The 14,872-nt window shown below is 68.0% G+C and carries 10 protein-coding genes and 3 pseudogenes; 7 read left to right on the top strand and 6 right to left on the bottom strand.

Going from position 1 to position 14,872, the window contains the following annotated elements; all coding sequences use genetic code 11:
• Positions 1-219 precede the first annotated feature (219 nt).
• From ABZ937_RS08745 to ABZ937_RS08730, 4 genes are all read left to right on the top strand, one after another.
• Complete coding sequence (locus ABZ937_RS08745) at positions 220-1,047, top strand: maleylpyruvate isomerase family mycothiol-dependent enzyme (RefSeq protein WP_361687643.1); 828 nt, start codon at positions 220-222, stop codon at positions 1,045-1,047.
• Between the two features lie 393 nt (positions 1,048-1,440).
• Positions 1,441-1,875, top strand: a complete 435-nt coding sequence (locus ABZ937_RS08740) for a type II toxin-antitoxin system prevent-host-death family antitoxin (protein WP_361687640.1) — start codon at positions 1,441-1,443, stop codon at positions 1,873-1,875.
• Between the two features lie 198 nt (positions 1,876-2,073).
• A complete protein-coding gene (locus ABZ937_RS08735) occupies positions 2,074-3,003 on the top strand; it encodes a DUF4232 domain-containing protein (protein ID WP_361687637.1) in 930 nt (309 codons plus the stop codon).
• Positions 3,004-3,233: 230 nt separating this feature from the next.
• Positions 3,234-4,136 (top strand): NAD-dependent protein deacetylase, encoded by a 903-nt coding sequence (locus tag ABZ937_RS08730; protein WP_361687634.1) that lies wholly within the window; start codon positions 3,234-3,236, stop codon positions 4,134-4,136.
• Positions 4,137-5,005: 869 nt separating this feature from the next.
• On the opposite strand, the gene ABZ937_RS08725 is transcribed toward ABZ937_RS08730, so the two are convergent.
• The 4 genes and pseudogenes from ABZ937_RS08725 to ABZ937_RS08710 form a co-directional block, all read right to left on the bottom strand.
• A complete protein-coding gene (locus ABZ937_RS08725) occupies positions 5,006-5,488 on the bottom strand; it encodes a transposase (RefSeq protein ID WP_361687631.1) in 483 nt (160 codons plus the stop codon).
• 403 nt (positions 5,489-5,891) lie between these two features.
• A pseudogene (locus tag ABZ937_RS08720) lies at positions 5,892-6,518 on the bottom strand (ISL3 family transposase); the annotation flags it as partial.
• Between the two features lie 163 nt (positions 6,519-6,681).
• Positions 6,682-7,998, bottom strand: a complete 1,317-nt coding sequence (locus tag ABZ937_RS08715) for a hypothetical protein (protein ID WP_361687628.1) — start codon at positions 7,996-7,998, stop codon at positions 6,682-6,684.
• A 404-nt stretch (positions 7,999-8,402) separates the two neighbouring features.
• Positions 8,403-9,440 (bottom strand): hypothetical protein, encoded by a 1,038-nt coding sequence (locus tag ABZ937_RS08710; RefSeq protein ID WP_361687625.1) that lies wholly within the window; start codon positions 9,438-9,440, stop codon positions 8,403-8,405.
• 517 nt (positions 9,441-9,957) lie between these two features.
• Here ABZ937_RS08710 and ABZ937_RS08705 point away from each other — a divergent pair.
• Positions 9,958-11,157, top strand: a complete 1,200-nt coding sequence (locus tag ABZ937_RS08705) for an ISAs1 family transposase (RefSeq protein ID WP_361687622.1) — start codon at positions 9,958-9,960, stop codon at positions 11,155-11,157.
• A 48-nt stretch (positions 11,158-11,205) separates the two neighbouring features.
• Here the strand turns inward: ABZ937_RS08705 and ABZ937_RS08700 are convergent, their stop codons facing one another.
• Positions 11,206-12,681: a hypothetical protein gene (locus ABZ937_RS08700; RefSeq protein WP_361687619.1), complete on the bottom strand. Its 1,476-nt coding sequence runs from the start codon at positions 12,679-12,681 to the stop codon at positions 11,206-11,208.
• Between the two features lie 289 nt (positions 12,682-12,970).
• Between ABZ937_RS08700 and ABZ937_RS08695 the strand changes: the two are divergent.
• Positions 12,971-13,408 (top strand): annotated as a pseudogene (locus tag ABZ937_RS08695) (phage tail protein).
• Between the two features lie 275 nt (positions 13,409-13,683).
• Positions 13,684-13,899, top strand: a pseudogene (locus ABZ937_RS08690) (IS5/IS1182 family transposase); the annotation flags it as partial.
• A 95-nt stretch (positions 13,900-13,994) separates the two neighbouring features.
• Here ABZ937_RS08690 and ABZ937_RS08685 read toward each other — a convergent pair.
• On the bottom strand, positions 13,995-14,369 hold the full coding sequence (locus tag ABZ937_RS08685; protein WP_361687780.1) for a hypothetical protein: 375 nt from the start codon (positions 14,367-14,369) through the stop codon (positions 13,995-13,997).
• Positions 14,370-14,872 lie beyond the last annotated feature (503 nt).

Here is a 14,872-nt window from a genome sequence, read left to right as displayed (position 1 = left end):
CTCCGCAACACACCACACGAGCCGCGTCGGCGGTAGAGACATCATCGAGTGACGGCTCAGCGCGGGTCGCTTCGGTCACTCGCCCAACGTCCATGCGTAGCTCAACGGCTTCGACGGCGGGGGCGCGCGGGGGCTTGCCGCGCGCCCCCGAGTCTGGTTGGGTACCAGCGCCCCAGGCACCTTGGACCTGCCGGGCCGGTGGGGAGTGGAGCGAGCAACGTGCACACGACGGTACGGCAGGACGGCTCGTTGCCCTTGCCCGACGGGCTGGGACAGGCGATCCGGGGCACCGCCGAGGAGATCGCCACGCTGGTACGGAACGCCGGCGACACGGCGCTTGCCGTGCCGGGGTCGCAGTGGACCGTCGGCGAGGCCGCCGCTCACCTGGCCATCGCCAACGAACTGATGGCCGACCTGGCGGCCGGGCGGGAGCGCCCCTACGGCGACGGAACGCCCCAGAGCCTCGCCGGGGCCAACGCGGAGTCTCTCGCCGTCTTCCGGGAGCGCCGGGCGGAGCCTCTCGCGACGATGATCATGAAGCAGGCCGAGGCGTTCCTGGACGCTCTGGCACGTCCCGCGGCCGACAGCTGGGCAGCAGCCACACCCCTCGGTCTGATGAGCCGGTCCGTTCTCGCGTCGTACCTGCTCACCCACATGCTCGGCCATGGCTACGACCTGGCTCGCGCCCTGAAGCGTCCACACATGGTCGACCGGGCACGGGTGGGCCTGTGCATGCCGTTCATGCTCTCGGTCATGCCGCGTGTCGCCAACCCCGCAGCCACGGCCGGGCTCACGGCCCGTTACCGGATCCGGCTCCGCGGGGGCGAGGCGTTCGGCGTGTCCCTGGCCGACGGGGCCGTGCAGGTGACACCGGGGGCACCTCCGCAGCGCGCGGACTGCACCATCGTGCTCGAACCCGTCGCCTTCCTGCTCATCGCGCTGGGCCGGCGAAATCCCTGGCGCGCCATCGCCCAGGGGCAGGTGCTCGCCTGGGGCCCCCGGCCGTGGCTGGCCTCGCGCTTTCCGACCCTGTTCACCGCACCCTGAGCCGTCTTGCGGACGGCTACGCGGAAGGCCGTGGCTGGATCAGGTGGTGGCGATCGGGGAGTTCCATGGGCGGTGGGCACGCCGGCCGTACTGGGTGCTGGGGCCGGTTGATCCGGTCCACCGGCGGAACGTGGCCTGACCGCTACCGGAACCCGCGGAATCTCGGCAGACAGCAGCCGACCGCGGTGCCGCAGGGGGCTCTCGCCGAGCCGAGGCCGCTGCTGGGAGGGCGGAGGGCGGGATCGGGGATCCACTGGTGGACGGCCCATCCGGATGTGACAGGCATCCGGAGGACGTCTTGGCCTCGTGAGCAGGATCGTCGGCCCCGGCATCCCACCGCCCATCCCTGGAGCAGGCGGCCTCCGTTCCGTCGTACGGGTAGCGTGGGTGCGTATGGACGTCGAACTGATCGAAGGCTCACCGGAGTTCGGGTGCCTGATCGGCCAGGTCGAGGAGACCGGCGAGCGCGTCCGGGTCACCGTGGACGGCGAGCCGGCGGGAGTGCTGCTGGCGGCAGCCGAGTTGGCCGCACTGGAGTACTGGGCCGCACGTCACCACAAGGGCGCGCGGCCGGAGGGCGAGCCGGCACCCGAGTACCCTCCGGGTCCGACGGCGTACGGGCCGTACGTCGGCTACAGCCATCCGCACGGCGGGATGACGCTCACGCGGGACCGTGTGGTCGTGGCAGAGTTGCGCTCCGCCGAAACGGTGGCATGGCTGGAAGAACAGGCCATGTACGGGCGTCAGGGGTACATGGGGCCGAAGCAGTCGGCGGCGTTCGCCGAGTTCCTCGCCCGTCAGGACCCCCTCGACGTCACCGAGCACTGAACGCTGCTTCGATCGAGCGGACACGTCGACGAACAATCACGGTTGATCGGCACGGGCAACGAGGAACGACACCGGCCGGTGACCACGACGTACATCGGCTGACCTTGCCCCAAGCCGCGCATTCTCTGTGACACGCTCGTGACTGGAACTATGGCTTCCATCACAGCCTGGTGCTCATGCCCCTGATGGGGTGACCGGATGCGCAGAGCCATCTCCCTCCCTCCGGCCCTCGCCGCACTCCTGCTGCTCACGGCGTGCGGATCCGACCGGTCGGGCACCCTCGGCGCGGACGCGGCGGCCCCCACATCCCGGGCCTCCGTCACCGCCCCGCCCGTGGACGGTGTCCGGATCACGTCGGTGACCATCCCTTCCGGCACACCCACCCCGGGCCCAAGCTCCGACGGGGTCTCCGTCCACGCCGACCCGCTTCCCACCAGTGACTCCGGGGTTTCGGCCGCCTACGAGGTCACCAACGACGGCACCCAGGCGCTGACGTACACGATCGTGTTCGACTTCACCACGGACGCCGGCGAGGTCATGGGCAACAGACAGGAGACCGTGCGCTCGGTCGGACCCGGCGCGACCGTGCGCGGCACGGTCCGGATGGGGGTACCGGCCCCCGGAGCGTCCGGGGTGACCCGCGTCAAGGTCGCCGGAGTGACCAAGGTGCCCGCCGCCGAGGCGCCGCCCGCGCCCGGCGAGTGCCCGCCCTCCGGCATCCGCCTCACCGCCGATGACGGCGACGCGGCGATGGGGCTGCGTGTGGTGGGGCTGCGCCTGGAGAACTGCGGGAAGCGGAACTACTCACTCGACGGCTACCCGCTCCTGGAACTGCTGGGCAAGGACCACTCCCCCGTCGAAGGCGTCCGGATCGTGCGGGGAAGCGGCGGCATCAGCACCGGTACCGCATTCGACGAACCGGCCCGCCCGCTGGTCCTGAAACCGGGCCAGAGCGCCCTTTCGGGCCTCATGTGGCGCAACACCACCGAGTCCGGCACCCCCCTCGACGTCCCCTACGTCAGGGTCCGGGCTCAGCAGGGCGCCGATCCGGTGACCGTGACACCCCACCTCGACCTCGGCACCACCGGCAAGCTGGCCGTCCGTGCCTGGGCACGCTCACCGGAGTAGGGTTCGTGCCCGGTCTGGCAGCGGGTCGTCCACCATCGTGATCTTGATACCGGCCGATCCATGCGACGGTTACGCCCCACGCGCACCGGTGGCCGGCCCGTACCGAATGGGCGGGCGGCTGCCCGTTGTCGTCGATGCCGCACAGCGCCTTGGAGGCGCAGGGCACGGTGCGCGCCCTCCTGCCGATCGGTGCGACCGACTGAAGGCAGCCTGTCTCGTACGCTGGCGGTATGCGCATGCGCCCTACTCTGAGCTGGACCCCCACCGAGGACCTGCCGCCGGGCACCACGGATCTCAGACCGGTCGCCGATGCGCTGAGCGCCGGCGGTGTGCTGGTGCTCAGTGGGGCGGGCATCTCCACGGAGTCGGGTATCCCCGACTACCGGGGCGAGGGCGGCAGCCTGAGCCGGCACACCCCGATGACCTACCAGGATTTCATCGGCAGCGCCCAGGCCCGGCGCAGGTACTGGGCGCGCAGCCACCTCGGCTGGCGCACCTTCGGCCGCGCCCGCCCCAACGCCGGGCACCGATCCGTGGCCGCGTTCGGGCGGCACGGTCTGCTCTCGGGTGTGATCACCCAGAACGTCGACGGTCTGCACCAGGCGTCTGGGAGCAGGGACGTCGTGGAACTCCACGGAAGCCTGGAGCGGGTCCTGTGCCTTTCCTGCGGTGCCACCAGCCCGCGTCGCGAACTCGCCCGGCGGCTGGAGGCGGCCAATGCGGGGTTCGAGCCGGTGACCGCCGGAATCAACCCGGATGGTGACGCCGACCTCACCGACGAACAGGTCGAAGGCTTCCGCGTGCTGCCCTGCACGATCTGCGGCGGCATCCTCAAACCGGACGTGGTGTTCTTCGGCGAAGCCGTTCCGCCGCAGCGGGTCGAGCACTGCCGCAAGCTGGTCCGTGAAGCGGCTTCGCTGCTGATCCTGGGATCCTCACTGACGGTGATGTCCGGGCTCCGGTTCGTCCGCCAGGCGGCGCAGGCCGGGAAGCCGGTGCTGATCGTGAACCGGGACCCGACCCGGGGCGACCGGCACGCCCTCACCCGCATCGCACTCCCGCTGGGAACGGCCCTCACCACCGTGGCCGACCGGCTGGGCATTCCCGTCGAAGGAGCCTCGGACCACGGCTGAGGCACGCTGAGGGACAGGGCGGATCAAGGCCGTCACCGCCACGTGCGAAAGACTTCGATGGCCGCCCGGACAGAGGACGCACCAAGCAGTCGCTGCTCCAATGCCGGGGAAACAGCAGCGAGCAGGCCGATGCAGTGGATGCCGTAGTCGCGCAGCATGGCGGCCCGGCACGGCCGATGCCGTGCAGGGCCTGCATCGGTCCGCAAAACCGTTCACGGGTCAGAGAACGCGCCTACAACCTCCCACCCACCACCCCGCTTTCTCCATCAGCAACGACTTCTGGACGGCGGTGACGAGGGTGGCTTTGTTTACGAGTCACGGTTCTGGCACAACTTCCGTGCGCACTCGTCCTTCGTAACAGTGCGTGACGTACACGTGAAGCTGAATCTGGTCTCTCGGCAGGCTTAGTGTTGGATGACGGCAAGGAATGCGGTTCGAAACGGGAGAGGTGTCAGCGGTGCTGGTCGTGTTCAGGTGCCGGTCGTGCACTGTTCCCTTGTCGAATCCATTGGAGCGATGTGAGTGGAGGCCGCTGGCGTCGGTAAAGGGCAGGGGGCACTACACGTACGGCCCGTCGACGGTGCCTGTAGGTTCCTTTTCCGGTGACCCAGATCCGTACGGTCCCGCTGGTTCGATTGCCACCTGGGTGATCAACCCGTTGGATGGCGTGTTGCTGCGGCCCCACATGGACCTGTCGCGGCTTTATGGATGTTGTCGGCGGGACGGACTCAACGGACCGAACTTGCTTTGCGCTCGCTGCAACAGCGAGGTCGGGATCGAGATCTCCGATTGCTGGACCGAGTACGACATCCGACTGTTGAGCACAGCGGTCTCGAAGAGCCCTCACGATCGATCGGCGAGTCTCGACATCAGCATGACAGCAGGACACGTTTCCGGAGAAGGTCGAAGCCTGCGCGGCCGAACATCTGGCGCTTGAGCATCTTGATCCGGTTGACGTGGCCTTCGACGACTCCGGAGTTCCAGGGCAGGGTGAGGCCGGCGATGACGGCATCGCGGTCTCGGTCAATGCCCGCGGCGAGGGTGTGGAGGCTGGGCAGGTCGTCCTGTCGGACGGCGTCGAGCCAGTCTGGCAGGCGTTCGCCCTGGCGCTCGGTGAGCATGACCGCGAAAGAGCGGACGTGGCGGGTCAGAGCGTCGAGTTCGGGGCAGCGTGTGCGGACGGCCTTGAGCTGGAGCTGCCCGAACTCGGCGAGGGTGTCCGGGTGCCGGAGGATCCATCCGGCCACGACGCGGGGCGAGGGCGGCCTGGCAGTCACCGGCCGTGGCGATGTGCGCTTGTCGTGCAGGTAGGCGCGGACGCGCTGGTAGCTGCCCTTGTAGCCGAGCAGCACGATCCTCTTCCCAGAGCTTCCAGGCGTTGGTGCAGCCCTCGTTCCAGCGGTCGTCCAGGTACGGCTTGTAGTCGTCGAGGACGGAGGGCCGGTTCTGCCATTGGCCGGTGAACAGTTCCTCCGGCGTCGCGACGTCGGCGAACTGCTTGACGGTCCGCCAGGTCATCCCGAGCTGTCGCTGTATCGAGCGTTGGCTGTGCCCTGCCTTCAGCAGGGCGTGTTCGGCAGCGTGCCGGGACCGGGTCCGGTCGGCGAACCGGTGTCCGCGTGGCCATGGCGAAGTGGAGGGGCCCACGGCCGTGACCGTCGCAGGCTGGGGCTCAGATGTCGCGGGTGTCAGAACATGGAGGCAGCGACGATGCTGGGCGACACTCCGCTCGGCGGCCTCGCTCAGGTTGTGCCAGGGATGCCACCTGTCCGCGACCTGGACTGCCTGCGGCGCTCCGGCGGCGGCGCCCTCGGCGAAGAACGGTGCTCGGTCCCGGCAGACCACCTCGACGGCTGGCCGCTGGGCGAGCCAGGCCGCCAGACTGGATGCCTCCCGGTCCGGGAGGAGATCAATTGGACGGCGGGTTTCGACGTCCACCAGGACAGTGCCGTAGTGGCGGCCCTTGCGGGTTGCGTACTCGTCGACACCGACCACCCGCGGCGCCGGCACCTCCGGCTCAGGTAGCGCGTCGACCAGGCGCAAGACCGTACTCCGGCTGATGGACATGCCGAGCATGGCAGCCAAGCGGGCGCCCGCTCGCCCGGCCAGGGCAAGGCCGACTGAGGCCAGGGTGGAACGCAGCCGCTCGGTGCGCTGGCCATACCTGCGGGTCAGGCCGGATATCTGCTCCACGAACGTCCGGCGCGGGCGCTTGGCATTTCGGCACCGGAACCGCCGGACCCGCAGCTGGAGGACAACGCTTCGTCCGGCGCTCGGGACATCAGCAAGAAACCGCAGGTAGGAGCTGTGAACCCCCGTCGAGGAGACTCCGCATCCCGGGCAGGCAGCGCCAGCCGTCGTGCACTGTGCGGCGATGCGCACTTTCTCGATATCAGCGTTCACAGACCGCACCGCGACGTCCGCGATCGCCGGGAACAGCAGCTCCTTCAGCCGGAGCGCGACCTCATCCACGGCCCGGAATGTCAGCCCACCCGCGCGGACCACAGTCTATTTTCGGGCGACTTCGCACGCCGCTTGGGAAGGCTCAGCCGTCACTCACCGTGCCCACTGCACGGAACCTGTGCCAGAACCCGAGAACGGGAGGCACTTGGAGGCCGGGGTTGTTTTTTCGAACAGGGTCAGGACAGTCGAGACCTGAAGGGACTACCAGCCGCGCTCGGGCCGCGGTGCGCACCTCGGGCGTCTCCATCGGGTCATCGCGCAGTACTGCCATCCGTCCCAGGGCCTCCGGGCTGGCGGGTGCCGAGGTGATCGCCACCAACCGCGCCGTTTCCTCGCAGTCCCAGAGCGACTCCGTGTACACGTAGTCCAGACCGTCCCGGTCTATGGCGGCGAGCGCCTCCAGGTACGCCGTCCGCTCGTACGAGTGTGGGGTGCGCAGCCAGAAACGCCGCAGGTAGGGCACCGCGTCAGCCGCGTCGGGCCCGAACCGGGCCAGGCGGCGGGCTGTCCGGTCGGGACCGCACCAGGTCCGCGCCGCCCATTGACGGGCGAGTTCTTCCATGAGTCCCGGCAATGCCTCGGCGCCGGGATAGTCAGCCAGGACTTCCGCTCCCAGCTGAGCCAGCCAGGGGCGTTCGTCCTGCGCCCAGCCGTGCGCTGCCGGTACGGCGGCGGCTCCGAGGCGCTCGACGGCCCGCCTGAGCGGAGGCAAGGGCCGACGGTCATCCGCGGTGCCCAATGAGGAGACCAACGGGATCAGTTCCTCAGCAGGCTCTCGGCTGTTCAGCACACGCAATGCGTGGAACTTCATGGCGTCTTCTGTGCAGTTGTCGGCGAGGAGGGTGAGAAGCTCCTCCGTGCGGAGCCCGGCCAGTGATGGACGCGCAACGGACGGGCGGCTTTGCACCTCGATCCCGAACCGCGTCCACGGCTCGGAACACCACGGAAGCTCCGTTTCTCCGCCGATGCGAGCGCGTGCGACGTCACCGAGGTCTTCCCACCACTCTGCCGGCCAGCCGGCTGACACCGACTCCAGTACGGGGACCCAGTGCTCGCCCTCCCGGATATACGTGCGAAGCCCGTCCCAGGCCTCGTCCGATCCGGCGAGAGCCAGCAGCTCAAGGACGTCGCAGGCCCGCAAGCAGGACTCCTCGTCCCCTGCCAGCTGGTCCACCACCGGCGTTGGGGACAATTCCAGGTCCTGGACCAGCCGCGCCAGGTACAAAGACCGATCGTCGGTCCCGTCCCATCGCCAGTCACGGCGGATCCCGTCGTACACGAACACGGCGGCTCCCCGGGGGTCCTGCAGCGCTCGTATCGCGCCCAGGCCACGCCCTCGTTGCAGCAGGCCCTCGGCGGACTCGGGGTGGGCATATGTCATCGCGTACTCATCGCTCATCACCCGGAACCCTGCCCGACTCCGGCACCGACCCGCCAGGCGATATCGGTCGGGTCCTACCAGACGCCCGCTCTGGTCGAACACGCCCAGCCCTCGACAAGGCGGGGGTGCTGTCGAAACTCGGGTTCTGGCTCAGCTTCTGTGGTGACGCCCGGCGCGTGGTCCCTCGGGACGGCAGATGTGGGGAAACCGGCTGGCCAGGGGCCTGGCCTGACGCGCACGGCCCGCTTCACGAAAGTTGTGCCAGAACCCGCTTTCATGAGCGAAGCCAGCAGGCGCGACTCGTACAGTCCCGGCATGTCGAATGACGATGCAGGGCACCCTGGGCCCGCCAACAGGCTGGTCACAGGCCCAGGCCCGGCCCGAAGGCCAGAGCCGGCCGAATACGGCGTGGGCCTAGAGGGTCAGTTGCCTGTGTACCGGGTGCCGTCGAAGTGGTACGGCAAGCTCACCTGGGCAGCGATCGACACTTCATGGGAGCCCACCGGCACCTTCAGCACGATCATGTTGAGCTGGCTCTGGGTCATGGCGGCCCAACGGATGCCCGTGGTGCCCGGCCATCCGCTGTAGGAGAGCTTGATGTACCGGCCAGGCCCCATGTCGATGGCTGTCTTGGTCACGTCCACACATGCCACCAGCGCCCCACCGTCGACGGTGCGCCAGACCGGACCGAGGTGCGTCGGCTGCGGGTCGCTGTTGAGGCTGATCGATGCGGGGTTGTCGAAGTCGGCACGCAGATGCGTCTTCGCTGACTTGAACGAGGCCCGTACGGTACGGATGTCCTTGCCCCACAACGCGTCGTCCGCCGCGGTACCGCTCTTGCCGGTGATGTAGTCGTCGTACCGGCGACAGACGGAAGACGGCGACGCGGCCAGCTTCGAGACATCGCCCGACACCACAGCCTGACCATCGTGGCCGGTGGCCGGCGCGGGCAGTGCGGAACGTGAAGGCGCCAATGCCAGGAAGGCTCTGCGCCAACCCTCACCCTTTTGCTGGTGGTAGAGCGACCAGTACAGGCGTGCCGAGTTCTCCGTGTCCCCGACTGACGCGCTCCGCGCCTCGTAAGCGCCGAGGATCCATCGGTCATCAGCAGGCCCGGCAGCCGCCCATGCGTGGACCCGTGACGAGACTTTGGGCGAGCCCGTCGGCTCCGGCTCGGTACCGGCGCCGTACTTCTTGTGGTTGTCCACAGCGGCGAGGCGCTGTTCCAACCATGGTCCCTCCGCGGTCTTCCGCCAGAATGCCGCGTCCCAGTTTTCAGTGTCCTCACGCTGGTTCACGCTCACGACGGCTCGGCGTACCTCGCTGGCGGTCATCGGTCGCGCCGCGCCGGCCTGACCGGAGGTGGTGGGCCCTGCCTGCGCCTTCGTGTCGGACTGCCCATCACAACCCACCGCGGTGATCAGTATCAGCGCGGCAACGGCAGTGGCAGAACGCTTCATCTTTCCCCCTGGAAACATATGGACCGGCACCTGATCATGCCTCAGTACCGGCGAAGGTGAGACCGCGTAGCACGTCAGGCACTTCCCGCCGCGGCACCGCCCGCTCGGCCTGCATCGCGGACGCCGGCGGCTGACCGAAGCGTGCGCGCCCGCGCACGCATCGGACCACGTCGCTGGCCAGCCGTTTTCCCACGTCTGTCGCTCCCATGCACCGAGCGCAGGATCGTCACCACAGAAGTTGTGCCAGAACCCGTTCTCGTGGACAGAGCCAGTGACGAGGGTGAGACGTGAAGGTGCGGCCCTCGAAGTGGTCCAGGCCCAGGCCGTGTTTGAGTTCGCGGTGGTCGTGCTCGATCCGCTCAAGGCCCCGCAGTACTGGGGGCCACCCCAGGGCTCCGTCGTTCTCGCGGTTGGTGCCGGAGCCGCGGGTATGGACCCGAGCCCAAGTCGGCGGTGGCGGCGGGCTTCTGACGGTCGGTGGGTACGCGTGCGGGGCACGGCTTCCGGAGATCACGGAGTGTCGAGTTCGCTGATCACCACTACGGAAGACCGTGCCTGCTGCGCCATCATCACCCGTCCCCGTCGGCTGGGCCAACTCGCGGGCTGCGATCCGGCCTGTCCCGACGAACTGCCCGACCTTCTGGCCCGGCTGTCCCACCTGCCCGACCCGCGCCGCCGCCGGGGCCGCCGTCACCCACTGCCGTATGTCCTGGCGGTCGCCGCCTGCGCGGTCCTGGCCGGAGCGGAGTCCCTCACCGCGATTGCCGAATGGGCTGCCGATGCCTCTGACCGGATGCTGTTCTGCTGCGGGGCCGCGCTGCGTGATCCGGACCGGCCCTGCCAGGCGCCCAGCGAGGCGACCGTGCGCCGGGTGCTGCAGCGCACTGACGGCGACGCGTTCGACGCGGCGATCGGCGGCTGGCTCATGGGCCGTGCCGCCGCCTCCCGCGCCGCCGACCAGGGCAGAAACCCGTCGGCCCGCCCGGTGCGGGCAGCGGTCGCGGTGGACGGCAAATCCCTGCGCGGAGCGATTCGTGCCGACGGCCGCTGCGTCCACCTGATCTCCGCTCTGCGGGACGACGGCATCGTGCTGGCCCAGCGTGAGGTTGACGCCAGGAGCAACGAGATCACCGCATTCCGGCCGCTGCTGGACCCGCTGGACCTGACCGGCGCGGTGGTGACCTTCGACGCGGTGCTGACTCAGACCGACCACGCGAAGTTCCTGGTCGAGGAGAAGGAAGCGCACTACATCGCCGTGCTCAAGGGCAACCATCCGAGCCTGCACGCGCTGGTGAAGGAGCTGCCATGGAGGGAGGTTCCGCTGCTGGACCGCACCCGGGCCACCGCGCACGGCCGTGCCGGGATCCGTCGGCTCAAGGCCGCCACCGTGCCGCGGCTGCCGTTCCCGCACGCCGACCAGGCACTGCAGATCGTCCGTCGGCGGCGCGCCCTACGCACCGGGAAGGTGTCGATCGAGCGCGTCTACGCGATCACGAGTTTGACGGTGCACCAAGCGAACGCTGCTGACCTGGCGGATGTGACGTTCGGGGAGGACGCCTCGCGGGTGCGGACCGGCGGCGCGCCGCGGGCGATGGCCTCCCTGCGGAATCTGGCTATCGGCGCGCTCCGCCTGGCCGGGTGGGACAACCTCGCCGAGGGCCTGCGCCATCACGGGCGGGACATGACCCGGCCGCCGGCCGCCCTCGGACTCACATGATCACTCCGCGCCGATCGCAAGAACGACAGAGCCCTGGGCCGCGGAGCGCTACTTCTTCGCGGCCCGAAGGAGCTGATCGACTGTGCGTTCAGTCAATTGGGTTTCTGTGGTCATTCCATATGGTTCTTGCTCTGAATCGCTCAGTCTTTCCTTTCCTTCTGAGTCTCGAAAAATGGAGACGTACAGGTAGGGGTTGGTGTCCCCCTTGGCTACATCGATTCCCCCTTTCGGAAACACCCACCAACCCGTGGCATATTCCGTGGAATGCGTCAGGTTCAGCATCTCGCTGCTATGGTAAATCTTGGAGTGGAAGCGATAGAAATCGTCTCCTTTCTGCGTGAGCCAGTCCGGGGCATCCTGAAGATGCTTCCCGGTTTCCGGGTCCCACGAGACTTCCTGCGAACTCGCATAGCTGTTTCCCAGCTTGCCTCGGTCGGCTCGGACGAAGGAGGTGGTCGCGTCGATCTCGACGCGACCGAGCCCGGATCGCAGCGGAACATCGATGACGAAGTCGTTCGAGAAGTCCATCCCCGGGTCAAGGCGATCGCCCGGTTCGGCGAAATTCCCGGTGCCCAACATGCGCGAGAAGCCATACTTTACGTGCCTGAATGTTCGGTCGTAATTCAACGTCTCCCACTTCCAATCGCTCTCCCCGATACCCTTTTCCGAGTATTGAGTCGGCCACCCTAGGACCGTCCACATGGTGCCGACGACATAGACCCTCACCGAACCGGTGTTGCGGAACTCCACATGTGCCGGAACGTGAAGCGCGGTACCGTCCGCACTTAGGGTGGATTCGCCGAACGAGACACTGAACGGGATTTTCACGGGAGTGGAGTATGGGAGGTACATCTGTGAATAGGTCAGGCTCACCAGCCCGATGACTCCGGACACCACGACGCTCAGTGCGATGCCCCTGGGATGCTGGATCGCCTGCCACACCTTCTGCCGTGTCAGAGTCCACAGGGCCCAGGCCACCCAAAGCACCAGGCCGATCCACAGCCAGAGGAACGGGGTGTAATCCCGGCCCTGGATCTGTGTGATCAGGAACATCAGATCCGTGACCAGCACGGTGCCGACGCCCGCCAGGACGACCGGGCCCGAGTATCGGATGGCCCTCTTGCCCCAGTAGTCGCACACGGCCAGCGCTGCGACCGCTTCAGCCAGCGCCGCGGCGATGAAGGCGACGCCCACGACGCGACCGCCGTACGCCAGGGCGTTGAACGCGTCCGTAGCACCCACACGAAAAAGGACCGCGGCCGAGACCAGGAGGCCCAGCGCCATCAAGGCGCCGGCGGCCCATCTTCGCCATGGGCAGTCGGGCCAGGAGGACTCGTCCGCCTCCCAGTAGACCCGGCCGGGGGCGTCGACATCCAGGTCGCCGGGAGGCAGGCCCGCCCGCCGGAGAAGGCGTCTCAGCCCGCGCGCCGACCAGACTCGTCCGATGGTCTCTCCTCGCACACGCACGGCCCGCAACCCCCGTGCGTCCGGGGCCTCCACGACGATGAGAGGGTGGGTGCTCACGAACTCAGGGTGACTGTGTCGGAACGACCGTCTCGGAAGCGACACACCTGAGTGGGACAACATCGCCGAGGCTTGCGTCATCCGGGGCGGGACATGCCCCGGCCGCTGGCCCGAGCTGCTGCATGGCCTGCATGTTGCCGTCCCGCAGCCGCAAAGCCATTGACTGAGCCTGCCCTTTTCCAACGGATTTCCTTGATCCGATAGGCGCGCCTCAGGGTTGCGAGACTCAAGACAAGGGACAATCGGCAATGAGGCAGGCCGAAGGAGCAACCAGCAGGAGATACCCGTCGTGATGACCGGTGACAGTTTCAGCAGCACCTTTTCCATCGAACTGGACAAGTCCCAAGTCGAGACGGTCCAGAGCGTGTCCGGGCTGCAACTGGAACAGGATGTAGTAGAGGTCCGGCAGGTGTCCCCGGCCGGGGAGCTGATCGTGCGCAAGCAGCCGGGTTCAAGAAAGAGCGGCGAGATCACGATCACCCGCGGCATGGACAAGAGCACCGCATTCACCGACTGGATCAAAGCGACGCTGGTCAACACCGGTCTCGACGGCGCCCGGCAGAATATCGCCATCGCTCTGAAGGACGCGAAGTAGCAGACGGTTCGGCGTTTCCACCTCAACAACGCCTGGGCGTCACGCTGGGAAGGCCCCTCATTGGGGGCTTCCGAGTCCGGGACCGCAACCGAGCAGGTAACGATCACCTACGAGGACATCACCGTCGAGTAGGCACGACTGACTCACCGTTCACGCCGCACGGGTCACGAACGAAGCCAAAGGCGCATCGGGTGGGTACAGCGCGGAACCCCTTGAGCGTTGATCGTTCGGTCGACTTGGTTGCGACGCTTGTAGGTCGCGTTGTCGAAGCCGACGGGACGGCCGCCCGCGCTACCACGGCATCCAAGGAACCGCGGACGGGGCCGCGCTTTGGCAGTGCCATTGCAGAGTGCTCAACGGGATTCTGCTTGGGCAGCGGGCCGGCTCGGCACGGATCGGATGAGGCCCTGGGCCGTTCGGGGGGACTGACCTGCAAGATCCACCTTGCCGGTGGGGGCGGGCGACGGCCGCTCGCCCTCATCATCACCCCGGCCAGTGTGGCCATGCTCCTCAGGCGATCCCCGTACTTGAGCAGCTCCGCGTTTCTCGACCAGGAAGCGGACGCGGGCGCCCACGCACTCGGGCCCGACCACCTCGGAGGAGACAAAGCCTATTCGTCCCGCCAGGGCCTACGGCCAGGGGACGGTCACCGTCGCCGCGATCCGGCTCTGGCTTCCCCCGCAGGGCGCAGCCAGATAGCTGGCGGATTCGCCACGGCTTACCGCATGATCGGACGGTTGGCGGAGGTGTACTCGTCCGCGACGTCGAAGACGCTGACACAGCCCGGGCATACCGCCCTACCGAACAGGTAGGAAATTCCGTCGGCGAGCGCCTCCCGTCCATCGCGGACAGCCGTCTCATGCATCCACCTACCGGTTCCGGTTGGTTCCTCGGCGGCCACCGGCCGGAGGTCCCGTCGCTCCACGTCACCCGAGTCCCAGTCCCGGATCGCGGAGTACCGCCCGTAGTCGCCGATGGCGATCGTGACCTCTACGCCACAGTGAGGACAGGTCACCGGATAGAAATCACCCTTGAAGTCACCCAGGACCGCCGCCCAGTGGTACTCCTCCTCGGCCGAAAGCAGGGCACGCAAGGACACGAGATAGTCAGCCGGTCGCGACCGCAGGTGCCGGTCCAGCACTCCCCGGAACTCCGCGATGATGCCGGCGCAGTCCGCCAGGAGATCGTCGCAGCCATAGTGCCCTGCTGCACGCTCGAGAATCTCCCCGCCAGGGCGCGCGCCTCCGCGCTGTGCGGCGCGAGGCGCACCAGGCGCGGCAACGCAGCGAAACTGGCCGGGGACACCAGGTCGTGCTCAAGGACGAGCCGCCATCCCAGCTCCTTCCACGCGTCTGCGTCGTCATCGCGCTCGACCCGCTCCAAGAGTTCCGGAACACGATCAGCCTCGAACCAGCAGTCACGCATCTGTGCCCAATCCACCACTCCGGCATTGAACCCTCCCGAGGTGGCTAGGGGCGAGTCAACATGCGCAGCTCAGGCATGACGGCTCCTCCGGGCGACCCCGTCGAACATGCCCTAGACCCAGTCAGAACCTGCTACCTGGCCATTGCGTGCCTCTGATGGCCGGTGTGCGTG

It is taken from the genome of Streptomyces sp. NPDC046727, assembly GCF_040645635.1.
GTDB lineage: Bacteria > Actinomycetota > Actinomycetes > Streptomycetales > Streptomycetaceae > Streptomyces.
Note: the sequence above shows the minus strand (reverse complement) of the source record. Positions and strands in the feature narration are given on the sequence as shown.

Bases quoted from the DNA above. Each gene is read 5' to 3' on its own strand.
- ABZ937_RS08740 (WP_361687640.1), top strand. From the start codon at position 1,441: ATGGACGTCGAACTGATCGAAGGCTCACCGGAGTTCGGGTGCCTGATC.
- ABZ937_RS08735 (WP_361687637.1), top strand. From the start codon at position 2,074: ATGCGCAGAGCCATCTCCCTCCCTCCGGCCCTCGCCGCACTCCTGCTG.
- ABZ937_RS08730 (WP_361687634.1), top strand. From the start codon at position 3,234: ATGCGCATGCGCCCTACTCTGAGCTGGACCCCCACCGAGGACCTGCCG.
- ABZ937_RS08715 (WP_361687628.1), bottom strand. From the start codon at position 7,998: ATGAGCGATGAGTACGCGATGACATATGCCCACCCCGAGTCCGCCGAG.
- ABZ937_RS08710 (WP_361687625.1), bottom strand. From the start codon at position 9,440: ATGAAGCGTTCTGCCACTGCCGTTGCCGCGCTGATACTGATCACCGCG.